Origin of the sequence: Bacteroides oleiciplenus YIT 12058 (assembly GCF_000315485.1) — a bacterium.
GTDB lineage: Bacteria > Bacteroidota > Bacteroidia > Bacteroidales > Bacteroidaceae > Bacteroides > Bacteroides oleiciplenus.
On the sequence record NZ_JH992946.1, the window covers coordinates 39,905 to 63,642 of the forward strand.

General features: G+C 40.6%; 13 protein-coding genes. 6 read left to right on the plus strand and 7 right to left on the minus strand.

The window, feature by feature from the left end; all coding sequences use genetic code 11:
* The first annotated feature begins 82 nt into the window (after window positions 1–82).
* From HMPREF9447_RS24760 to HMPREF9447_RS29205, 5 genes are all read left to right on the plus strand, one after another.
* Entirely contained in the window at window positions 83–856 is a 774-nt protein-coding gene (locus HMPREF9447_RS24760; RefSeq protein ID WP_009132403.1) for a LytR/AlgR family response regulator transcription factor, read from the plus strand.
* A gap of 12 nt (window positions 857–868) precedes the next feature.
* A complete protein-coding gene (locus tag HMPREF9447_RS24765) occupies window positions 869–1,873 on the plus strand; it encodes a sensor histidine kinase (protein WP_009132404.1) in 1,005 nt (334 codons plus the stop codon).
* 129 nt (window positions 1,874–2,002) lie between these two features.
* Window positions 2,003–2,905, plus strand: coding sequence for a DUF6268 family outer membrane beta-barrel protein (locus tag HMPREF9447_RS24770; RefSeq protein WP_009132405.1), 903 nt, complete (start codon window positions 2,003–2,005; stop codon window positions 2,903–2,905).
* Window positions 2,906–3,421: 516 nt separating this feature from the next.
* Window positions 3,422–3,805, plus strand: a complete 384-nt coding sequence (locus HMPREF9447_RS24780) for a hypothetical protein (protein ID WP_009132406.1) — start codon at window positions 3,422–3,424, stop codon at window positions 3,803–3,805.
* A complete protein-coding gene (locus HMPREF9447_RS29205) occupies window positions 3,802–3,963 on the plus strand; it encodes a hypothetical protein (protein WP_244267665.1) in 162 nt (53 codons plus the stop codon). Before HMPREF9447_RS24780 ends, HMPREF9447_RS29205 begins: the two co-directional genes overlap by 4 nt.
* A gap of 175 nt (window positions 3,964–4,138) precedes the next feature.
* Here the strand turns inward: HMPREF9447_RS29205 and HMPREF9447_RS24785 are convergent, their stop codons facing one another.
* From HMPREF9447_RS24785 to HMPREF9447_RS24815, 7 genes are all read right to left on the minus strand, one after another.
* Entirely contained in the window at window positions 4,139–6,481 is a 2,343-nt protein-coding gene (locus HMPREF9447_RS24785; protein ID WP_009132407.1) for a beta-galactosidase, read from the minus strand.
* Between the two features lie 56 nt (window positions 6,482–6,537).
* Window positions 6,538–9,345: a glycoside hydrolase family 2 gene (locus HMPREF9447_RS24790; RefSeq protein ID WP_009132408.1), complete on the minus strand. Its 2,808-nt coding sequence runs from the start codon at window positions 9,343–9,345 to the stop codon at window positions 6,538–6,540.
* Window positions 9,346–9,434: 89 nt separating this feature from the next.
* Complete coding sequence (locus HMPREF9447_RS24795) at window positions 9,435–12,503, minus strand: glycoside hydrolase family 2 protein (RefSeq protein ID WP_009132409.1); 3,069 nt, start codon at window positions 12,501–12,503, stop codon at window positions 9,435–9,437.
* Between the two features lie 503 nt (window positions 12,504–13,006).
* Window positions 13,007–14,524: a RagB/SusD family nutrient uptake outer membrane protein gene (locus HMPREF9447_RS24800; RefSeq protein ID WP_044138715.1), complete on the minus strand. Its 1,518-nt coding sequence runs from the start codon at window positions 14,522–14,524 to the stop codon at window positions 13,007–13,009.
* A gap of 25 nt (window positions 14,525–14,549) precedes the next feature.
* Complete coding sequence (locus HMPREF9447_RS24805; RefSeq protein WP_009132411.1) at window positions 14,550–17,693, minus strand: SusC/RagA family TonB-linked outer membrane protein; 3,144 nt, start codon at window positions 17,691–17,693, stop codon at window positions 14,550–14,552.
* Between the two features lie 130 nt (window positions 17,694–17,823).
* A complete protein-coding gene (locus tag HMPREF9447_RS24810; protein ID WP_044138680.1) occupies window positions 17,824–21,105 on the minus strand; it encodes a DUF5107 domain-containing protein in 3,282 nt (1,093 codons plus the stop codon).
* An 81-nt stretch (window positions 21,106–21,186) separates the two neighbouring features.
* Window positions 21,187–22,575 (minus strand): sugar porter family MFS transporter, encoded by a 1,389-nt coding sequence (locus tag HMPREF9447_RS24815; RefSeq protein ID WP_009132413.1) that lies wholly within the window; start codon window positions 22,573–22,575, stop codon window positions 21,187–21,189.
* A gap of 158 nt (window positions 22,576–22,733) precedes the next feature.
* Between HMPREF9447_RS24815 and HMPREF9447_RS24820 the strand changes: the two genes are divergently transcribed.
* Entirely contained in the window at window positions 22,734–23,621 is an 888-nt protein-coding gene (locus HMPREF9447_RS24820; RefSeq protein WP_009132414.1) for an AraC family transcriptional regulator, read from the plus strand.
* The last annotated feature ends 117 nt before the right edge of the window (window positions 23,622–23,738 follow it).

A 23,738-nucleotide genomic window follows, 5' to 3' on the forward strand; every position in this document is an offset into this window, starting at 1 on the left:
TTCGTCGGAAAATCATCTTTTCATTACTGGGTATGAAGGATAATCTGTACATTTACAGCAGATTCCTATAAGTAAGAGCCAAATGATAAAGTACCTGTTAGTAGAAGATGAGCGTTTCGCTTATGAAGAAATGAAGCGGATGATGGAGAAGTTACGCCCCGAATATCAGTTGGAGGCGTGGGCAACCACTGTGGAGCAGACCGTACAATTCCTGAAACATCATCAGGTGGACTTGATGCTGCTTGATATTCGTTTGACGGATGGGAACAGCTTTGACATCTTTGAGCAGATTCAGGTTACCACGCCGGTCATCTTCACCACCGCCTATGACGAACATGCCATCCGGGCATTCAAGGTGAACAGTGTAGACTATCTGCTGAAGCCTGTGGAGGAAGCTGATTTGCAGGCGGCATTGAGTAAGTTTGAGCAACTTCGGATGGTGCAGTTCCGGATGGAAGCGCCTTCCTTGCCGGATTATAAGCAGTTGGAAAGTGCTTTGATGAGTAACTGCAAAAAGAACCGTTTCCTTATTCAGAAGGGCGACGCATACCATTATGTGGAGACGGCGGATATAGCTTTTTTCTATAGTGAAGATAAGGTGGTATTTTTGCATACTTTCGCCGATAAACGCTACATTGTGGACTATACGTTGGAGCAGGTGGAGCAACTGTTGGATGAAAGGACTTTCTTCCGTGTTTCCCGAAATTGTATAACTAATATCAATTCTATCCGGAAAATATCCAAATACTTCAACAGCCGGTTGAAGTTAACCTTACAACCTGAGTGCCCGCACGAAATCTTGATTAGCCGCGTGCGGGTTCCTGATTTCCTGAAATGGGTGGATGGTGTACTCTAAATCTCTCTGCTTATGAAGAATAAATGGTATATCCTTCTTTTTGTGCTGCTGATTGCAGTGTCATTGTTCGCATTTCAGTATGTTGCGGAACTTCTTTCCGATGCTCCCCGGAGTTTGAGCTTAGAAACCCAATACCTGCTTAATCTGCCTGCTTGTATTCTTGTAGGTGTCATTGATTTCCTCATTATCCTCGTTGTACATAAGCGTCTAAGTTGTGTCAGTAACACAATGAGGGTGTTTGTCGATTTGCTACTGGCATCTGTGTGGGTGAGTATATTTGGTGTAGTGGCAAATTATGCTCTGTCCATCATTCTGAATGAACCCTGGCCGGAAGATTATGCCATACTGAAAATGTCTTTGCCTGTGGTACTCTGGAATTGTATGATCGTCCTTCTGATTGAGATATTCTTTTACCAGCAGAGCCAGATGGAGGCAGAGAAGAAATTGGCACTTGTTGAGAAAGAAAAGATTCAATACCAATATGAGACGTTGAAAGCACAGATAAATCCGCATTTCCTGTTCAACAGCCTGAATGTACTTTCTTCACTGGCATATAGTGACGCAGAGAAGACGAACCAGTTTGCCAAAAAACTATCGGGTGTCTATCGCTATCTGTTGTTGACGAATAATCGTCCGATGGTTACTTTGAAGGAGGAACTGGCCTTTCTGGAGCGTTATATTTTTCTGGAGAAGATTCGTTTTGAAGATGCACTATTCATTGAAATCGGCGAAAGCGATTTATATGGAAACCGGCAGATTATCCCCGTCAGCCTGCAATTGCTGGTGGAGAATGCAATAAAGCATAATATAGCGACTTTGAAAAGTCCTCTTGTTATCCGGATTGACATGGCTGATGATGGCATAATGGTTTCCAATAATCTGCAACTGCGAACTTCGGTGGACAGGGGTGGTGTGGGGTTGGGAAACCTGCAGAAGCAATATGCTCTTTATAATAAGGAGATTGCCATTATCGAAAGTAGTGCAGAGTTTACGGTAAGAATCCCTTTCCTCGAATAATCCTCTTTCCGGCTTATCTTTTGATTTCTGAATTTCAGCCGGTTGTTGGTGCAGTTGGTCGGAAAGCACTTATACCGGATGTTCTAAACGTGTTTCTTTGCAATAAATATATAATCTAATTTATTAGCAATGAGACGATTCTCTTATCTTACATTTCTGTTGCTCTCGGTAGCGGCAGTCAGCAGCTTTGCACAGGGAGTGATTAAAACGGAGTATATGCCTTCATCTTCCTTTAAAGATGAAGCGGGAAATAAACTGGGTTCCGGAGATTTATTTAAAGTGAGCGGAGCCTATACATTACCTTTTTCCCTGAAACAGAATGCTGCGGGACAACCCATTATGTGGTCGGCATCGGTGAGCGGTGCTTATGCGGTGCTTAATAATAAGGATATGCTGACGGATATGCACCCTGATGAAGTGCTGAACGCTAATCTTAGTTTGATGCACGTACGTCCTATCTCAAAAAAGTGGTATATGATTGCGAGTGTGGGTGGAGGTATTTATTCTGCACCGGATGCAATTACGTGGGAGAGTGTGTTGGTGAATGGCGCGGTCATCTTTGTATATAAATGCAGGAAGAATCTGGATTTAGGTATTGGAGCAGGAGTAACGAACTCATTTGGCGTACCGATTGCCATGCCGATGTTCTTCCTTAACTGGCAGCTCTCAGGTAATTATGAGGTGAATGTGAACCTCTCCTCGGGTATGGAGATATCCGGAGCGGTGCGGTTGGGCAATCGATTTAAGCTGAGGCTGGTGGCTATGGAGATGGATGGGATGTCTTCGGTGATGGATGTGGACGGAAAATCCATGATGTATGCTTCCGCCATGATACGGTCTTATCTGCGTCCTGAATACAAGATAGGTGAGAAATCATGCCTGTTTCTGGGCGTAGGTGGCAATTGGCTCAGGTCTGCCGATCTGACCAAACGCACGTTGAAAGGCTTTGCCAATAGTATGTTTAAGGATAAAGAGGAGACTAACTTCTATCCTACTGTTTATTTGTCAGCCGGATTGAAGTGGGGCTTTTAGCTTAATTCGAAACTCAGTGTTCAGTTTCAAATAAAGTTTTTTTCGATTTTGTCAACACTCCAGCACTGATAGCCTTCAAACCTTTTGTTAATCGGGATTTAAGGGTTGTGCTGATAAGGTGTTTGTAAGTGACGACAAGCGTTTTGTCAGCACTACTTTTGGATCTGTTTTCGGACGTGTTTAAACATAAAGGCACTTGAGATAGAATGGGCTTTGAAGTGATGTATCTGATTGAAATATAATATGTTGTAGTTTCCTAGTGGTAGGAAACGCTCGTTCCCAAGCCTCAGAAACTCCAGTTTCCTCTGATGGGAACGCAAGTTTCCTTTAATGGAAACGCTCGTTTCTCCTTATGGGAACGCTTGTTTCCTACTGTGGGAACTGTCGTTTCTGCTCTTGGAAACCGGGTTCTGTTTGGGGACTACCTCGTCGACAAAACCTCCCCTTTCGTAGATTTTATTTTCAGTTCTCCTTTCCCTCCCTTACATTTGTATCGGAATAAAAAGCTGGTACAGAATGAAAAGAAATAGACTATTGTGTTTGTTAGCTGTTTGCCTAATGTGCGGAATGGCTTTTTCGCAGGAGCAAGAAAAGAAACAATTGCCCCGTGAAGTGCCCTCACCCGAAAAGTCCGCCAGGAAGATGACGGACCGGATGAAAGACGGCCTGCAACTGACCGACAAACAATATGATAAATTGTACAAACTGAACCTGAAAGAACACAGGAACGTTTTGCTGCAATGGCAGAAAGAGGAGAAGGACAACGCCCGCCAAGAGGTGAACAACGGAGTGAACGCCCCGGCATGGGAGGCGGACGCCCGCCGATGGATGGCGGAATGGGTCCCGGAATGGGTGGTGGCCGTCCACCTGTGGGAACTCGCGGTGAACGTCCTGCAATGAGCAAGGACAATGCGGAAAAGAAGCAAAAGGCTACTGCTAAAAAGGAAAAGAAGATAAAGAAAATCCTGACGGCAGAGCAATATGTAAAGTGGCAGGAAATGCGTCAGCCACAAGAACCGCCTCAACCGCAGGATCATCCTCAAAAAACAAATATGTAGAGACTCTCTCTAAATAGCGTTTTTTCATGTATTATTGACTGTGCCGTTCCACCCCCGTGAGGAGAGGGAACGGCTTTCTTTTTATCTATTCATATTTTCTATTCTTGAAATATATTCAGTAGTATTGCTGTAATCTATTCATTAAAATAAGTTGGGTTATGTCATATAATGATTACTATAAATTGATTATAGCCTTATATTCCGGCAGTATCTCCACATTCTTCACTTCACAATTAGCTCCCCGTTGTGTAAAATCGGGGATAGCATCATGTGGAAGGTCGATTAAGTAAGGAGCATTTTTGTGCAGAGGACGAAAGTAGAAATTCATATCATGTTCTTTCAATTCATTCTGAAAGCGTTTCAGTCCGATAGTCCAAGGGGCACCATCATAGAAGTGGTCAAGTACTATTGACCCATTAATAAATGCCATGGCTACATCTCCCACATACTGAACGCGTAGGAAGTACTCATTGACTTGCGGCAAAGAAGGCTGGTCAACATGTACAGTCATTCTGCGTGCTCCTACTTTCTTCCAATCGGCAACAACAGAAACCGAATCCACTTCAATAGTTTGTTGCTTCCATCCGGCACGCGAAGGATAAAGAATATAGTCTATCCGGTTCTCACCCAGACTCAGTAAAGTACATTTGTCCTTCTCCGGCAAAACAGTAGCGCGGGTAATCAAAATACGATTGTTTACTTTCATCGTATTCAATGCCTGTTCACGGGTCAAAGTTGTCACCATCACTTTTTTCCCGTTCTTTGTGGTTATAGAGAAAGTGCTTTTCACTCCCGGTATCGGCGCATAAAATGATTTGCCTGATTTTAGCGTAGCTTTGTCAAAACTATATTCAGGCGTAAATCCTTCAGGAGCGAAGAAGAAGTAATGTTCTTTGCCATTATCCTCTATCTTAGTAAGCAACTGAGCCGTTGCATACTTTAAAACGGCATCTTCCATATGCAGGTTAAAAGGTAGAATGGCACTTACATCTTTTTTCAGAGTGAATGTCCCTTTTGCGGGAATCATTAAACTTTCATTCCGAAGGTTCAGTTTGAACTGCAAATCCTTCTGGTCGACACGTGCCGTATCGTGGTCTTGGAAATTAGTCATAAAAATAAAACCGGAATCATCTTTCATACGAACCGCATACCGCAGTGTTTCCCGGTTGGCCGGAGTAATCCGGTCGTTCCCTTCGGGCAAAACAGTTTCCATCGGAGCCAAGGATGAACTGAAGTCTTCCAGGAAAGTATGAAGAATCCGTAAGTTCTGATAAGAATCACGAACCAGTCCAAACTCACCGATAGGCGCCTGAAAATCATAAGAGATTTTTGGTACTCCCATCAGTTCATCACTCAAGAAACCTACGCCATTATTCTGTTTGGGTGTAGACCCGCCATGGTACATATAATAACCGATGCCATTAGCACCGCTACCCAACGAGCGTACCATCAAAGCTTCAGCAGCTTCAGCTTTCACTATCGGACGACGGGAATAAATCATCTGAATACCTACTCCCATTTCAGCGGTAAATGAGGGGTATTTATCAGTATTGTAACGCACCGGTGCATAATCCGGATTACGCTGTATATCCTTAAACATACAGAAGGGTGACATAGACGGTTCCGCCCAGAACGGATAAGTATAAGCCGCCGTCACAGGAATCACTTCATTCTCAACTATTGCTGCATTACCCCAACCTGTGGCTGTATACAATGGAGCTATGATACCCGCTTTTTCAGCCATGTCCTTCAAGGTTTTCATATGGAGGTCTCCTAATTCAGCAGTCGTAATTTTTTTATCTTGCACACTTACACCAATCATCGTGATGCCGGCATCATAAGTGGCAACAGTCATATCGCCCGGTGCACCGGGATAGTTGATAGCCCAAGGAGCAGCAGAATGTTGATGTTCATTCTCAATCTGGATACCGATAATAGGTCCTCCATCCTGATAATAAAGTCCTTTCAGTTGGAGGGCAATCTGTTCATACAGTCGTTTGACAATGGTCAAGTAATTCACATCATTGGAGCGCACTTCCAGCGGTTTAGCGAAAAGCCAGTCAGGAAAACCACCGTTGCGCATTTCACCGTGGCAGAAAGGGCCGATACGTACAATGACAGGCATGTCATGTTTCTGGCATAACTGAATAAAATTCCGTAAATCACGGTTACCCGACCAGTCAAATACGCCTTCTACTTCCTCGTGTACATTCCAAAACACATAAGTCGGAATAACATTCACACCACCCGCCTTAATTTTCAGTATTTGTTCTTCCCATTGCTCAGCCGGATAACGGCTGTAATGAAATTCACCCATAACAGGAATGACAGGTTTACCATCAATGGACATATAATAACTATTCACATCAATGCTGCCTCCTGAAGGACTTTTACCTCCCAACTTCAGGTGACCGAAATAGATTTCTTTAGCAACCTCCGGGGCTGAAAGTTCGTACACCTGCTGAGCCTGTAAAAACACTGTGACACATGAGAATAAGATTAAAAATAATTGTTTCATATAGCAATATAATTAAACATTTAACATAAAAGCATTAAGCGTCAAATGACAGTATTTCATTTCTTACTTATCAAACTATTTATCATCTCCGTATCCATACTTATTTCCGGGCAGAAAGAAGCACTTTGCATATACCTCTTCAAACTATACAATAACTGCCGGGCCGACTGCCGTTTGTCCATATCCTGATGGAAATCGATTCCCGAAACCAACAGTTTTCCGGACCCTACTTTCACTTCAAACAGCAGAGCAAGCGAACGATTCGTGAACCAATCATCAATAACCCGGACTATCGGTTGAATATCTTTCGACAACTTTCCGATTTGAATGGATCCGGAATGGCTCATGGCATCCCACCATTGATAATTACTGTAAAAATCGGTAGGGAAAAGGGCTAAAGCCGGATGTTCCGGGTTACAAAGCAGGCCCAATGTATGCGGAGCTTGCCCTTCAGTCCATGAAGTATTCCAGAAAATGCTTGAAAAACCAATGGCTATATCACCACCGAATTCTTTGGCCAGAGTGCCTTTCTTTAAAGACAGCAGGGCCTTTCCTCCTTTATTCAGATGTTTGAGAGTTGCTTCATCCAGACAATCCGTCAGAAGAATATCACTGTCATCGAATGCCTCTTTTTGGGCGGGATAGACCCAAAAATCCCAATCGTTACAATAACCGCCTACAGAAACTTCCAGATTTAATTGGCAGGCTTGTGTCACATGATTCAAGTGGAACTGGATATCCCCTATTTTCAGGCAATTGCCTATTGGTAACCGCGCAACAGAGAAAGCACCTTGCTTTACAACATTCCCCTGTTTATCTTTCACGGTCCACTGAATATCCGGCTGCAAAAGTTCTTCCTTATAATTCGCCACTTCTACTTGTGCCGCAAACTTCTCATTATTCTCGAAAATCAATCGGGGCATGCGCGCCAGCGGAACAATGCTATTGCAAAAGCGCCTGTATTCTTCAGCTGTCACGTATCCCTTCTCCTCCCAGAAGGCGTCCAATGTGCCTACCAGTGCCGTTCCCTGACCGGGGAAATCATTCAATCCCAACAACTGGAAGCCTCCGAATCCAGGAGTGCGCAAGGCTGCCTCGATATCAGCTTTGTAGCATAAGGTCTGCAATTTCCCCGAAGCAATAAGGAAGCTGTCGGCCAGTGCTCTCAACCCGTTTTCAATCAAGCTTTCCTGAAATATCTCAAAGTTCTTAGGATGGTATACTCCCGTATATTTTTTCATTTCTCTGAAATTAGGATACACGCACCATTGTCCTATTTCATGGCTTATAAACGGCTGACTGAATTTAGAAGTATAGCTACTCCAATCGTAGGCTGTAGAAGGTGCTTTGCTATTGATAATACTGCCCAGACCCTCTCCCCAATGCTGGATACGTGGTTCCGAGTCACTCAGAAACTCATTTTCCGGTAGATTAGGCCAACCGGCGGAAGAGGTATATAAACGGCGGACATCATGCGCTTTCCAATATGAAACAAAATCAGCCAGATATTCTTTATGGTTCTTGCCACGGGGTTCATTGCCATGAGCCAGCATACAAAAAGAGGGATGATTGCCATAGGCCTTCACGATATGCCCGGCTTCAGCCAACAAAAATGCATCGACAGGCTTGCCTTCGCCAATGGATGAAGACTGATTAGGCCAGGAAGAACACTCTACCTGACAGTACAGCCCCAATTCATCCGCAGCTTCAAAGGCGGCTTCAGGCGGACACCAGGAATGAAAACGGATATGATTAATGCCGTACTCCTTACATATACGGAATTCACGCAACCATTCCGCCTTATCCGTAGCGGGATACCCGGTCAATGGGAAAGCGGCACAGTGCAAGGTTCCACGCATAAAAGCAGGATGGCCGTTTAATTGTAACTTTCCTTCCTTTACAGACCAGTCGCGGCAACCGAACGTAAGTTGCCGGCTGTCCAATTCTTTTTTATTAGCACGTAGCGCATATTTCAAAGTATATAGGTTAGGATGGAATTCATCCCAGTAGGCCACACTCTCCGGAAGCGGTAATACCAGCTCAAGTTTGTTATCGCCCGGTTGCATTGTATGTTGTTCGATGACTTCGGTTCCTTCAAGGTGGAAAATCAAATCAACTTTCTTTTTCTTTGCTTCACCATTATGCACGTTTAACTTCAATGTCAACTTACGGTCGGCCAGAGAAGGATAGACATCGACATGCTCATAAAAGATTCTTGACTTTGCTTCCAAATACATAGCACCGGCTATGCCATTCCAGTTGCCCTGTGTATGGTCTGAAATGCTATGCGAGTTTTCACCCGGATCGATGTCTCTGACTTTATTGTCCACACGAACCGAAATCCTGTGCTTACCGGGTTTCAAATAATCCGTCAGGTCATATTCCTGAGGTGCGCTTAAAGCATTACGCATTCCCACTTCAACGCCATCTATCCATACGCGGCTTTCCCAATGGCATCTTTCAAAGAATAACCGGATTACTTTATCTTTCCATGTTTCAGGTATGTCTATATCACGCTGATACCACGCCACACCTGTATAATATTTGTCGGGCTGCAGCCAGAAAGGTACTTTAATGTTATCTTCCTTACGATAACGTTCATACTTATCCTGTTCAAAAAAAGCCATATCAGATAGAGTGCCAGTCCACGGAGTTTGAATGTTGACAGGATCCCCTTTTCCATTTGTCAGCATAGAACCAGGTAATTTCACTTGGTCTTTCAATGTTTGCAGATACCACTGACTGGTAATCCCTACTTCTTCTTTATCTATGGCAAAACGCCAAATGCCGGACAGATCAATTCGCTGCGCATAGCTCGACAAAAAGAACTGCAACAATATTGCTAATGTAAAGTAATATTTCATAAACAAATTAAATTAATAACATGATCACACAATAATAAACTCAAATTTTCCCACTAATCTATAAATTAAAGATAAGAACAACCTATTTTTCATTTTTGCATAATTTGATAGCCAAAAAAATAATATCCATCCGATAATTTCGGCAACTCTAGCTTACCCAAAACAGTAGAGGTTCTGCCACTAGGCAAAGCAACATTCTGATATATCCTCTTATCCATAAGTTCCCCTTCTTCATTTATAATTTCTACTATTACATCAACAGTTCGTTCACTACCTATATTCAGTACAAGCAATTCGGGAGCATCACTAGGACCGTAAACAATATCAACATCCTTTGAACCCGCCAGCACAGATTGAAATCCCATCTGATTAGTATAAAAAGAAAGTTTTTTATTCCCCAAAGCATCAATAAGAGGTTTCTGATATGTTCCCATATTCGGACCTCCCCACATACAGCACCAAGATAAACCATCATAATCAAGCCAACGCATTTTACGAATACATTCATAAGCACTAAAAGCCTGCCATGCCTGACTTTCCTTCCATTCGTCAAAAGTCAATAATCTGCCAATACTCCCTATATCATAATCCCATTCATAAGAATGGTACTTATATATAGGACTCCCCTTGTAAAGTTTCCAATTCATCTGACCTATCGACTCTTCCTGCTCAAAATTAAAATATGCCCTTTTTTTACTTTGCAAATAGTCGTTGATCGGCACATTACCTTTCCATTTTTTAGGGAAAGGCCAAAGACGCAAATATTCCCAATCCTGTCCAAATCCTGTAGGATAATCCATACTCCCTCTAGCTATGCGTGGTGCAGTCCAAACAGGATCACAATTATCATCTTTTTCTCCATTGTTATTTATCGTGCCATCATCATTATGAGGACCTATATGGCGAAGATCGGCGGATGGTGTTATCAGACGGGTTGTGTCAAGTGGATGTATTATATTATACACTTTATTATAAAACACCATAGCATCATTCCATTTCGATAAATCTGGGTGGTTAGAAGGTTGCCAAATAATCACACTCGGTGAATTACGAGCCTGTCGAACATATTTGCCTAATCCTTCAAAATCCATAGTAAATGGAGAACGGACACGTATCCATGAGGCTGTAGTCCAAATATACATTAATCCCAGTTGATCCGCCATTTCCAACATTCGTGGGTCATTGGTACCATCTTGTCCATAATTATCAGACCAATGTACACTCATTCTCATACCATTACCATTCATTTTTTTTACAGCAAGGAGTTCTTTCATTAAATCTTCAGATGACGGAGCCAAAAGATCTGTTGAAAGTTTGTCGAGAGGAAAACGCTGTCCAAAATAAAGCGGAGCTTTTAACAGTTCCGGTTTTCCATTAATACGAAAAATACCTCCTTCTTGGCCTACTGTGCGGAAACCTGTTGTTAAAACATAATCATCGGTATACCTACTTATATATAATTCACGGCTTTTAGCTTTATCACCGTCTATCGCACGATATTCTTCACGCTTATATCCACTGTTATAATTGCTAAGTAATACTCTAACTTGATAAAGTTGTGGAGAACTTACACTCCATAATTTTACATTATCAACAAGAAATTGAAGTTTAAAAGTTTTTATTTCTTGAGGAGTTAGAGAAATATCAATTGAATCAATATTCGTTTCTATTCCAGCTTCAACAGGAAACCATTCTTTAAGTAGAACATTAAGTTTTCCCTCATAAAATGTGTGGTGTTTATTCTCAATCGTCACTTCTGCGGTAATCATGGCTTTCTTATCTGAAAGTCCATTGGTATAGACAAACATATCAGTTATCATAGTAGATTGAGTGAGATGTAACGATGAGCGGCCTGCAAACCATCCAATATTAAGATCTGTTGGCGCATGGTGCATAGCATTTGACTGATCAGCCTTGAAACTGTTAACTTTGAGGGCTATAAGGTTCTCTGCATCAGGACTTAAATATTGAGTTATGTCAATCATTTGTGGATGTGGAGTTTTTATAACCTCCACAATTTTTCCATTAATCCAAAGTTCTCCATTAGGAAACATAGCTTCAAGTTCATAAAATGCTCTAACAAAATTGCCCACATGTACTGTTTTTCTTAGATAAATATCTTCACCCTCATGTCTTTCACTCCCATGAGCTTTAGGTAATATGCAGTCTTTCCACAATGAATCATCATATTCTTTTCTCATCCAATTGTCTATATTTTGTTTTACTTCAAAATCATCATCAATGAATGTTTCTACATAATAAGGCCAATTTATCATTGAATGATCTGTTGTCTTTTTATAGCCAACTCCCCATATATTGTCTATAACTGTACCTTTCATCCCTTCAATGATAAGTTGATCAACTCTTTTAAGTGATATATCTGATAATAGTTCAAAATCGGAGACTAATTTATCTGCGATCTTTAAATTAAATCGATGCTCAGAGGGAGCAAGATCTATCTCTGCAAGCCAGGTTTTCAGAGATAGGGTTTTCAGAGTCTGGCTATAATACCTTTTACCATTACTTATATAATAAGAACGATGCATACTATCAACTCCAAACTCACAAACAGTCTTTCTGTTTTTACTATCCACGAACTTTATAACTACAGGATTGTTATTCATGTCAAGTTGCAATTTGAATCTCCAATTTTGTGGAGTTATATCAAGAACCAATGAGGCAGCATCTTTGAAAACTAAGTTTCCGTCATCTATAGAAATTTTATTATTCAGATTTTTCCAAAGCTTAAGTCGCTTGTCATACTCTTCGCATTGACCTTCACGGTAACAATAGAACTTCCATCCATCATAGAGACGTATTTCTTTTCTTACTTGAGGTAAAGGTTGAGGTTTAAGCTGTTTCATGGCCTTAGTTATTTCCTTTTCAGATATAACTTGCTGATCCAGCTTTTCATCCCCAAAAAACTTACAAGCATAATTGGCATATTTATTAAGATATTCAATACGCTGATTAGTCGTAAATACTGATGTAGGACCCTTATAATCCGTTTCACCATTAGCTGTCTTACTTGAAGAAACATACCTCAATTCAAAAGACTTTGAGATACACTTATCATCGCTCTGTGCGCCTGCTACTAATGTTGTAATAATTAGTTTACAGAATAGAACGCATCTTATTATATCTTTATTTATTTTCATACTGTTAATGTTTGCTGTTTATATTAACTAAAGTTTTCTTATCTACCTTGTTCTGCTATATAGTGAAATATTTGTTGACTAAATAAACTTATGCTAACTTGAATTATCTAACTTTGACAAAGTTTCATCTATAATACGCTCAATATATATCTTGATTTCATGAGTAATAGCTTCTCGCACATCAATATCTTCAATATTCTATTTTGTTGATTATATGTAATAACCATATTCTCATAATTTAAATGTATATGTTATGACAAAGTATTGTATCTTACAGCATATCAGGAATTCGCTATTCTATATAATCAAACAATGGTCAGAAAATATTGCGTTTCTGTTTGCGGAATAGCTCGCTCATGCATTCATGTATAATGCCTCAAGGTTTATTAATACAAATGGCTTACTACACTTCATACATAATCTCCCGAAATATCACTGTCAGATTATAGTATCTGACAGTGATATTCAACGGATTAACTTTAAACTGCTTCTTCTGATATATCTCAATAACCGCTATTCTGTCGTATAGCCCCCTTTGATTCAGTGATGTAAGTCTCCGGTATCGGAAATCTGTTGTACGTTCCTTCTACACTTTGAGTGGTTTTGCTATGTGTGACAGCACGTTTTTTAGCAAATGTTGTAAACTTGCCAAAACGAATTTCGTCTTGACGAGCATGTCCTTCATGAAACAACTCATGTATGCGTTCCATAAATAATGCTTCCATAAAAATATCATAATTAGATATGGCAACAGCGTCAAGGTTTGCTAGCCCTGCACGATTGCGAATACGATTCACCAAAGTTATAGCTTCATTGGTCACTGCTTTTTGGTTACGTGTAATACATTCTGCAAGTGTCAGAATCACATCAGAAAAGCGATAGATAATAAGATTATTAGCAGATGTACTATTGTTAGAGTTATGATCAGGGCCATATTTTAATGCTATAACTCCTAATTGTAACTGTGAATTATCGCCAGTCCATTTACCATTTTCATCATACCAGCCTTTCTTTTCCTCACCCTTATTATTGATATATGATGGGTATAAACAATTCATGCGGAGGTCACCATTCTCAAATGTCTCATACACATCAATCGGCATTAGATATCCACTCCAACCACCGGTCATCGTTCCAAATGGGAAGTCACCAGGCAGACACTCTGCGGTAAAATTCTGATAAGTAGAAGTAGCATTGAGATTGCCACTAAGACGGTAAATGACTTCATTGTTATCTAAATAGCCGAAATCGAACACGTTGCTTGGATTGTCTAGCAAAGAATATACACTTTTCTCCATCGAATAAATTTGGCGAGCAAGTATTTCTGCTTCCGAATACTTTCCACGAATCATATAATATTTAAGTAGAATCATCATAGCTGTCCCTTTAGTCATTCGTCCTATTTCTGCTTTCTCAGGAAGATCTGCTATTGCGTCGCGAAGATCGCTTTCCATCATAGCATCATATTCTTCATCAGTAGCCTGAGGCAAATATACAAATATTTCTGGATTATCGAGTACTTCATCAGAGGCGATAGGAACAGGACCGAAAAAGTCATACATAAATAGTGCCATCATGCCACGCAATGCTTTTACTTCAGCAATATATGGAGCAAGCACAGATCTTGAAAGATTTACTTTTTCAAGTGTACGTATCGTATTACGACAACGAGAAATGACATTATAGCGACTGTACCAAGTGCTTAATTCTGCTGGTGTATCACCTGCTGTCCACTGCTGAAAATACAACTTATCCCATTGACCACCCCAACCAGTCCACAATGTTCCAGCTGTGAATTCTGATACTGATATCCATCCCTTACGATCAGCTGCAAACAATGCATCTTTGTTCCAAGTCCCCGTGTTATAGTAATAATAAAGGGCATTAACTGCAAGTTCTACATCGGTCTCCGTTTGAGGAAACATTTCCGTATTGATTTCTGTATAGCTTTCTCTTTCAAGTGTACATGAAGTTACCACAAGAAATAGGGTTAAAGATACTGTATATATTATTTTTTTCATATTTGTAATCATTTTGTTTATTCTTTTAAAATTTCAGTTCAACGCCAAACGCAAATGAACGTGCGTTTGGATAAGCACCAAGAGCACCTGCCCCTGTTTCTGGGTCATAGCCATTAAATGGAGTCAGTACTGCTAAATTACGTCCCGCAACATATAGACGTAAACTATTGATTTTATTTTTTAAGACCTTTGACGGAATGGTGTAGCCAAGTGAAACGTTGTCCAAACGCAGATACCATGCTTTTTCATAAAAATAGTCGCTATCATAACTTGCAAAATACCCTGAGTTAACTTCGGCTGCACCTGGCAGAGTAGCATTGGGGTTATTTACTGTCCAACGATGTTTTATTTGCTCCAATGTATTATAGGCATAGTTAGCAAAGTCGTTGTAAGTTTCAACCACATTATATAATAGTGCATTTTTCTGATAACCGTGTAATGAACCATAAATGTATATATTGGCATCCCAATTCTTCCAACGGAAACTATTGTTTAAGGAGAATGGGATTGGAGTATTACTAAAAAGTTTTACATAGTCAGCTTTGTCAAGTTTACCGTCAGCTTTGCCAGAATACACTGCTTTCCCTTTTTCGTCAAATATTTGATTTCCGTTGTCGTCGTATGCAAAACCGTTTACGTCAAGGTAGCGAATAGCCCCCGGTAATGAATTGGGAAGATAAGCAACATTTTCGCCTGTTTGAATTAAACCATTGGTCTTAAATCCATAAATGGAGTTAATATCTTTTGTATACGGGTCATAATTTGTTTCTACAAAATCAGCATCGCGATTGATTATTTGATTACGATAGAAAGAAATGTTTAAATCAGTTGTCCACTCAAAATTGCGTGTAGCTATATTTACGGAACTGAGATTGATATCAATACCGCGTGTACGGCGCGTCTCATTACTGTTAAAGTTGATACTATTCACTTCATGATATGACATTAGACTTTTTGATGTAATAATATCCGAACGCTTGCGTTCATAAAGATCTATTGTACCTTGAAGACGGTTATTCCATAAACCAAAGTCAACACCAATTGTATAGTCAGTCAATGTTTCCCACTTTAAATTAGGATTCCCAAGATTTGATAGATAGATTCCATTCACTGTATTGCCATTAAATGCTGTTGTATTGGAACGTACTGTGTAATAGGACTCTACCCCTGTTAGACTACCGGCATTACCAGTTTGACCAATACCGACACGAAGTTTTAATGAACTAATGGTACCACGAAGCTTTTCCATGAATTCTTCTTCTGCTAACCTCCATCCTAAAGATACTCCCGGAAAGACTCCCCACTGATGTTTCTCTGCAAAGTTAGAAGAACCATCTATACGGAAGTTGGCAGTTAGAATATAACGACTATTATAAGAATAATTCAGACGGCCGAAGAAGGACGCCATCTCATTTGATCCTTTAAAGGAACCTACGTCTGTATAATTATTGGCTGCAGCTAAATTGTTCATTAAGGCACCATCGAAAGGAAAGTCTGTTGCAATTACCCCCATGCCCGAATAACGTGATTTCTTATACTCCCAACCGAGCATTACATTCAAATCGTGTTTTTCTTTAAATATATTATTATAGCTTGCTACAAAGTTCACTAACTCTGTCGCACTTTGTGCATTTTGTTTGGACGCCTGACCATTAGGAGCAATTTTACCTTTATAAGTTGTTGTAGGTACATACTGGTCACCTTGTGTCTGACGAATATCCGTACCTGCTGTAACTTTGAAACTCAGCTCTTTAATAGGATTATATTCTAAATAAGCAGACACATTGAGATTTTGCTTAGTGGTTTCGTCTGTGATAGTTAACAGAGATCTAGGATTTGGATAGATTTCACGATAAGGATTGTATGCATAATTGCCAGCTTCATCAAATACCGGAACAGCGGGATTCATGTGAATGGCTCCAAAGATAACAGCTGCACCATCGGCCTTCTGATCTCCCATCGGAACGTCATTATATTTAAATTTAGCAAAAGATGACTGAATACCCATTTTAAAATGTTCATTGAATTTCATATCTGTATTTAAACGTCCTGTAATGCGACTCATTGAATTTTCCTTCACAACACCTTGGTGATTGTAGTAAGAAAGAGAAAACAACGTTTTTGACCAATCATTGCCAGCTGTCACAGACACATTGTGCTCATTTACCATACCTGTGCGAGTTACCTCATCGAGCCAATCAGTACCAGCACCTGCTGCTGCAATAGCAGCTTCGGAGAAGCGTTCTGGTTTATCTAATTCCGACAATACTTCATTCTGAATGATCATGAAATCTGTTGCATTCAGCAGTTTCGGAAGATCACGCGTCGTTTGAATTGCGACAGATCCTGAATAAGTAACCTGTGGCTTACCTGTGGTACCGCGTTTGGTAGTAATAAGAACCACACCACCCGAAGCATCAGAACCGTAAATAGCTGCTGCTGATGCATCCTTTAGAATATCTATTGATTCAATATCATTGGGGTTAAGATTAATCAAACCGGTATCTTTAGAAGAACCATTATATAGTTTCCCGTGAGAAACGTTAGTACTACCTGCCTGGGGAACACCATCAATGACAATGAGAGGGGCTTGACCTGACAAACCACCACGAATAGAAATATTAACGGAACCACCAGGAGAGGCGGTAGAGGCGGTAATGTTAGCACCAGAAGCACGTCCCCGTAACATCTCACCTACTGAGGCAGAACCGGCAATAGGTAAATCATCTGCTTTAATTGAAGAAACTGCACCTGACATGTTCGCTTTTTTTAAAGTACCATATCCTACTACAACAACTTCATCTAACATCTTAGTATCTGTAGATAAAATTATTTTCATATTTTCAACAGCCTTCTTTTCTTGAGTTACATATCCTATATATGAAACAACAATAATGTCATCTACTTTTATATTAGGAAGTACAAAACGTCCCTCTAAATCTGTAATAACTCCTATACTAGTACCTTTAACTGACACATTGGCGCCAATAATAGTTTCCCCCATCTCATCCATCACCTGCCCTACAACTTTAAAATTCTGAGCGAATCCATTCAGTACATAGAGTAAAGCAACAAACAACACTACGGCTCTACAAAAAAAATCCGATTCGAAATAAAGCAAAGTATTCAAGAGCCGGCCTTTGCTTTTTAGGTTTTCTTGTGTTTTCATATAATTTAATTGAAGTTAAAAGATGTATTATATAATAATTGAACAACAATACCAATTCTCCACATTTCTGCAATAGCAGGTATTAACGAGGAGAAATATTTTATTAATTTCTCCTCATCAACAAAACCAATTAACCTATCAGGCTACGAAGAGCCTGAATACCCTGATGATTTATATCCGATCTTTCTACCTCATCTAACAACCAGAGTGATTTCTTTTTCTGATTTAATCCCCAATACCCTAATGCTATCATATATTTACAGTGAATTACATTACGCATATTCAAATCATCTTCCCAGATCAGCAAATCTGGCAATGATACAGCAAAGTAATCCATCTTGATCTTATCAAACAAATGTTTTTCTCCATAAGAAACCAGTTTGTAAAAGCGTCCGTTAGCCTCATCTGTGCGGTCAAGTTTCAACAAAGCCAACCCTTGATAGAAGATTTTATCCGGCTTCGCATCATTGTAGTACATGGCAGCTGCAGGTTCATTAGGACCAACAATGGCTTGTTCCCAACATTCCACGGCTTTGTTTTTCTCACCCAAACCTTCATAAGCACAACCAAGAAAATAATAGAAATCGTTTTCTTGTGCTCCATATAGTTTTCCTTCGCCTAGATGATGTGGATATTCCAGACATTCTTTTAATAATGCAATAGCTTCATTATAATTTGCAGTGGTAAGTGCTTTCTTCGCCAATTCTACGCGGGCAAACTGATACTGTCCGGGGACTTTTCCTTCACCGCCTTCCCAAGGATGGAAGACGTGTGCATCGAGTATATCCTTCGCTTGTTTACATTCTCCAATTTGATTCAGTAAAGTGATTTCTTCCAATATCAAGTCATCGCGTTGGGAAACCAGCTCCGGATACTTCTGTAAGAATGCCAATCGTTCGGTATGTGAACGGCGTATGCGCTTATAAAGCTGGTCCAATTCCATCAATATGCGTGCATCCGTAGTATCAAGCCGGAAAGCACGTTCCATACATTCTACAGCTTTTGTTTCTTCGTTCTTTTTGTTGAAGTAAGCCAAAGCCAGATTACGCCATACAGTCGGGAATTGTTCGTCCAGTTCTGCAGAAGTTTCCCAAGCCTCCATTGCTAAATCATACTGACGTTTATCATAATACAAGTTCCCTAAATAATAAGGAGCCTTTCCATCTTTCGGGTTCACCTCCATTGCGGATTGTAATGCGAGAACTGCCTCCAAACGATTTGGGAAACAATAGTCCGGACAAGTTGCCATACCTTCAGCAAGTGCCTGTTCTACTCCGGGAAGTTCGCCTTGCTTCAAGCACCATCCTAAATAATAGTAACTCATTGGAGTGATTGCGCCTTCGGCAATGGCTATGTTCCACAACGAAGACGCTTCTGCCCAACAACCGGCACCACAATAATCCAGTGCTATCTCATCATAATTATGAGCCTCTCCACGCATCATCTCTTTTAAGAGATTCAGATCTTCAACTGCATTCGCTATCAAATACTTTTCATACCGGCAACCAAAGTTGAACTTATCAATGGCCAACGATTCTTCAATCAATTTCAGAGCTTCTTCCGGCTTACCCATTCGTCGGAGAATAGCCGCTTTCAAAGCACGTGCCTTGTGGTTATGCCAATTACGGATAAGTGAACGTTCTATTTCATCCAAGGCATCTTCTAAACGTCCTTGCATGGTCGAGATCTGTGCACAGGCAAAATAACCGGCATCCTGCCAAGCAGCATTCCAACAAGATTTATAGAAACGGTCATAGGCTTCGCCCATACGTCCCTGATATTTAAGTGCCAATCCAAGATTATAGAGGGGTTCACCGTCATATGGATTCGGATTGCGCTTCTGCAAAGTCTTTACGGCCGTAAGCAAATATGGCTCGGCTTTACAGAATCTGCCTTTACGAATATACCATAGACCAAGAGCATTATTATTGCGTACATCAATCGGATCACGACGCAGTGCTTCTTCATAATATTCCACCGGATTATAAGTAGCATGCCTGTATTGTTCCAGATGCAAGCCCGTCAGATAAAGTTGTTCGGTGGTCTTTATCTCTTCCGGCAACAAAGCTGCTTCGGCAGCATCGGGAACAGGTTTAACTTCTTCCGGTTCGGCATGCCAGTAAAGCAACTCCTTACCATTGGCGGTAATTTCGAGAATTAGCCTATTAAAGTTTGCACCCTCTGCATCAACAGTCTCATCCAATAATTCTTCAGGTGTAATTGTCACTTCTTTACTATAATACCTTTTTCCGTCCTCACTCTTCAGCACTACATTAACCACTTGTTTGGAAGTAGCAAACACCTTGAAACGTACCTTTCCCTCACCTACCGGTTCAATGTTCATCAATAAATCCTTGCTGGCATTTTTCACTACTCCCAATTCACGGTAAGGCAGAAAGTATTGTACGAAACTCTTTTCTTCGTAAGGCTGCAACCAGGTAAAGTCGGGCTGATTCTCAGTATATACGCCCGCCATCAGTTCAATGTACGGACCATCTTCATCCGTCAGATTGCGGTCCCAGGCACGGCCGAAATCACCGTTTCCCCAGGTCCACTGTTTCTTGCCCGGTGACACATGATGATTGGCAACATGAAGTACCCCCGCGCGAGTATCATTTTCATACCCACCTACAAAGTTGAACCTTGAATTGACAGCCATATAAGAGGTCGGTACTTTTATATTCTTATAATTGGAAATATCCACTCCGGCCGAGTAATCCATTTTATAATAAGTTCCCGTAGCAATCGGAAAGCTGGAAACAGCACGTTTCCCATGGTCAAACACAGCATTAATATCAGGCGGGAAAACGCTCTGGTAGTAATCATTCACAGCCACAGCCGGATTAGCCCACCATAAAAAGGTTTGCGGAACTTCCGTACGATTATACAGCACTCCCTTAATCTCAAGGAAAGCATGTCCCGGACGCAATGTAAAGCCAGCCATACCTTTCTGATGAAACATACGTTCCATCTCGCTAACCCATACAGTGACACTGCCGTCAGCATTTTCTTCAATCGTTGTATCCACTGGCATATAAGTACTGGGACGATGGTGTTGCGGCCAGTTAAACTCAATGCCACCGGATATCCATGGACCGAGCAGACCAACCAAAGCAGGTTTAATAACATGATTATAATAGATAAAATGGCGCTGTTTGATTTTATCATAAGCCATCTGAACCCGTCCGCCAAGCTCCGGCAAAATCATCACTTTGATATATTCATTCTCGATGAAAACGGCATTATATTCCTTGTCCACTTTCTCGTCAGACATAGACTCTATAACAGGATAAGGATAGACTACACCACTACTACCCTGATATACCCGTTTCTCCAAAAAGATAGGATTTTTCTCAGGTTTTCCTACCTCATAAGTAGGAATCACTACCTTTTCTTTCCATGCTTTTACCATAATATTCTTTTGATTTTTAGACAATAGAGTGGCTTGGAGAGCTGTATCAGAGCCCTCCTTTTTAATCACTCTATTCAATATTTATTTATTGGTTAATTCTTTTTCTAATGTTTCCAAGGACTTTCCTTTTGTTTCGGGTAATGCGCGGAAGAAGAAGATGAAGCCTGCCACACAAATAGCTGAATAAATCCAGAACGTGCCGTAACTACCCAAAGCTTTGTTCAACAAAGGAAAAGTATAAGTGAGTGTAAAACTACCCACCCACAAAGCGAATGTCGAAGTCGCCACTGCAACAGCACGTACCCGATTCGGAAATATCTCGGAAAGTAGTACCCAAGTGACCGGCCCCAAAGACATGGCATAACAGGCAATAGCCAGTACCACCAGTATTATCATGAAGAAACCGCTTACCTGAAAATAATAGCAAGTACCCAAAATAAGATAAATACCTGCCAACCCACCGGCACCAAATAGCATCAAAGCACGGCGTCCCAAACGGTCGACTGTATAAATTGCTACAAACGTAAAAACTACATTCGCAATACCGGTCACAACAATATTAAAAAGTACATCTCCTAATGAATAGCCTGCTGACTGGAATATTTCTTGTGCATAATTAAAAATGACGTTCGTCCCGCACCATTGCTGGAAAACAGCTACTATAACACCAATTATCAATACCTTACGAAACGGACGGCTAAACAGTAGCTTCAATCCGCCCTGCCCCGAACGCGATGAAGTAGTTTCTTCCATTGATTGTAGTTCCGTTTTGGCATAAGCCTCACCACCTATTTTACTAAGTACATTCCATGCAGTCCTCTCCTTACCTTTCATGGCCAGCCAACGGGGACTTTCTGGTATAAAACAAGCTAATAACAAGAATGCCGCAGCTGGAAATGCCGCAGCCCAAAACATCCAGCGCCACCCCATCTGTCCATTCCAGGAGGCACATATATCAGCCGCAGTGAAATCCGCAGGAATAGGATCAGCTATCAACCAATTGGTGATTTGCGCTCCAAGTATACCTAATACAATTGTCAACTGATTCAATGATACCAACTTCCCACGAACCGAATGGGGAGCAACCTCAGCTATATACATCGGAGACAACCCCGATGCAATCCCGATGGCAATACCTCCCAAGAAGCGGGCAACCAAAAACCAATTGAATACAGAAAAAGCACCAGTAGCATATGCAGAAAACAGAAAGATGAAAGCCGAAATAATCAACAAGGGTCTACGTCCGTATCGGTCGGCCATCATACCAGCCACCATCGCTCCAACCAGACAACCCAACAGAGCTATACTCATTGCCAGCCCCTGCATAGCAGGAGCATCAGCTATTCCGAAATAAAGCTCATAGAAAGGCTTCGCACCTCCTATCACCACCCAGTCATATCCAAAAAGCAATCCGCCCATAGCAGATACAAGACAGATGAAATAAACAAACTTTTTATTATAGCTTTTCATACAATCAGATATTTGATTAATTTGATATTGCAAAGATAGAGCAGATTCGATATAGAAAAAATGGAGTTTCCAGCTAAGAAGATGGACAATCTTATTTTTATCTTTGATATCTCCTCTGCATATTTTATATTTGCACAAACCTAAGAAAGAAGAATGCTATGATAAAACTAAAAGATGGTTTTAACGGTGAAAGAGCAATTGTTCTTCCACCCATGATTATCCATATAATGGAAAAAGACTCGTTAGGTTCTATACTCCACATTACTGATATCGGATATTATCCGAAGGCCGAGCATCATTTCCGTGAACGCAAAGAGCCTATTAATCAGTATGTATTCATCTATTGTATAGATGGAGCCGGATGGTATCGCATTGACGGTCATGAATATCAAGTCTCCGCCAATCAATACTTCATTCTTCCAGCAGGATTACCTCACGCTTATGGTTCTGACAATGCAACTCCATGGACTATTTACTGGATACATTTCAAGGGAGTATTAGCCCCCTATTACGCTTCGGAGACTCCTCATCCCATAGAAATCAGACCTGAAATACACTCACGCATCAGCCAGCGCATTAGCCTTTTCGAAGAGATTTTCAATACACTGAAAGCCGGTTACAACAATGAAAACCTTCGCTATGTATCTTCGCTCTTTCATTATTATTTAGGTTCATTGCACTACCTCCAGCAATACCGTAATGCAAGCAGCAGTTGCATTGACGATAGTAATGTGGTAGAAGTAGCTATACATTATATGAAAGAGAATATGGAGAAACATATAACTCTTCAGGATATCTCAGATCACATTGGATATTCTCCTTCGTATTTCTCTATGCTATTCAAAAAGAAAACAGGCCATGCCCCTCTATCTTATTTCAATTTATTAAAGATACAACAAGCATGTTTCATGCTTGACTCTACTGACATGAAAATAAACCAAATATGCTATAAAATAGGAATTGAAGACACCTATTACTTCTCAAGATTATTTAGCAAGATAATGGGAGTTTCTCCACGAGAATATCGTAAATCAAAGAAAGGTTAGCCAACAAAATGGTATTAGCAATTATCTTGAAAATTGAAGAGAATGAGGGTATGCCATAATTTGGCATGCCCTCAATTTATATTAAGGAAGCTATATTAAGAAGTTAACCCCATTCTG

Bases quoted from the DNA above. Each gene is read 5' to 3' on its own strand.
- HMPREF9447_RS24795 (WP_009132409.1), bottom strand. From the start codon at position 12,503: ATGAAAATAAATAAAGATATAATAAGATGCGTTCTATTCTGTAAACTA.
- HMPREF9447_RS24790 (WP_009132408.1), bottom strand. From the start codon at position 9,345: ATGAAATATTACTTTACATTAGCAATATTGTTGCAGTTCTTTTTGTCG.
- HMPREF9447_RS24785 (WP_009132407.1), bottom strand. From the start codon at position 6,481: ATGAAACAATTATTTTTAATCTTATTCTCATGTGTCACAGTGTTTTTA.
- HMPREF9447_RS24810 (WP_044138680.1), bottom strand. From the start codon at position 21,105: ATGGTAAAAGCATGGAAAGAAAAGGTAGTGATTCCTACTTATGAGGTA.
- HMPREF9447_RS24760 (WP_009132403.1), top strand. From the start codon at position 83: ATGATAAAGTACCTGTTAGTAGAAGATGAGCGTTTCGCTTATGAAGAA.
- HMPREF9447_RS24815 (WP_009132413.1), bottom strand. From the start codon at position 22,575: ATGAAAAGCTATAATAAAAAGTTTGTTTATTTCATCTGTCTTGTATCT.
- HMPREF9447_RS24770 (WP_009132405.1), top strand. From the start codon at position 2,003: ATGAGACGATTCTCTTATCTTACATTTCTGTTGCTCTCGGTAGCGGCA.
- HMPREF9447_RS24800 (WP_044138715.1), bottom strand. From the start codon at position 14,524: ATGAAAAAAATAATATATACAGTATCTTTAACCCTATTTCTTGTGGTA.
- HMPREF9447_RS24765 (WP_009132404.1), top strand. From the start codon at position 869: ATGAAGAATAAATGGTATATCCTTCTTTTTGTGCTGCTGATTGCAGTG.
- HMPREF9447_RS29205 (WP_244267665.1), top strand. From the start codon at position 3,802: ATGAGCAAGGACAATGCGGAAAAGAAGCAAAAGGCTACTGCTAAAAAG.
- HMPREF9447_RS24780 (WP_009132406.1), top strand. From the start codon at position 3,422: ATGAAAAGAAATAGACTATTGTGTTTGTTAGCTGTTTGCCTAATGTGC.
- HMPREF9447_RS24805 (WP_009132411.1), bottom strand. From the start codon at position 17,693: ATGAAAACACAAGAAAACCTAAAAAGCAAAGGCCGGCTCTTGAATACT.
- HMPREF9447_RS24820 (WP_009132414.1), top strand. From the start codon at position 22,734: ATGATAAAACTAAAAGATGGTTTTAACGGTGAAAGAGCAATTGTTCTT.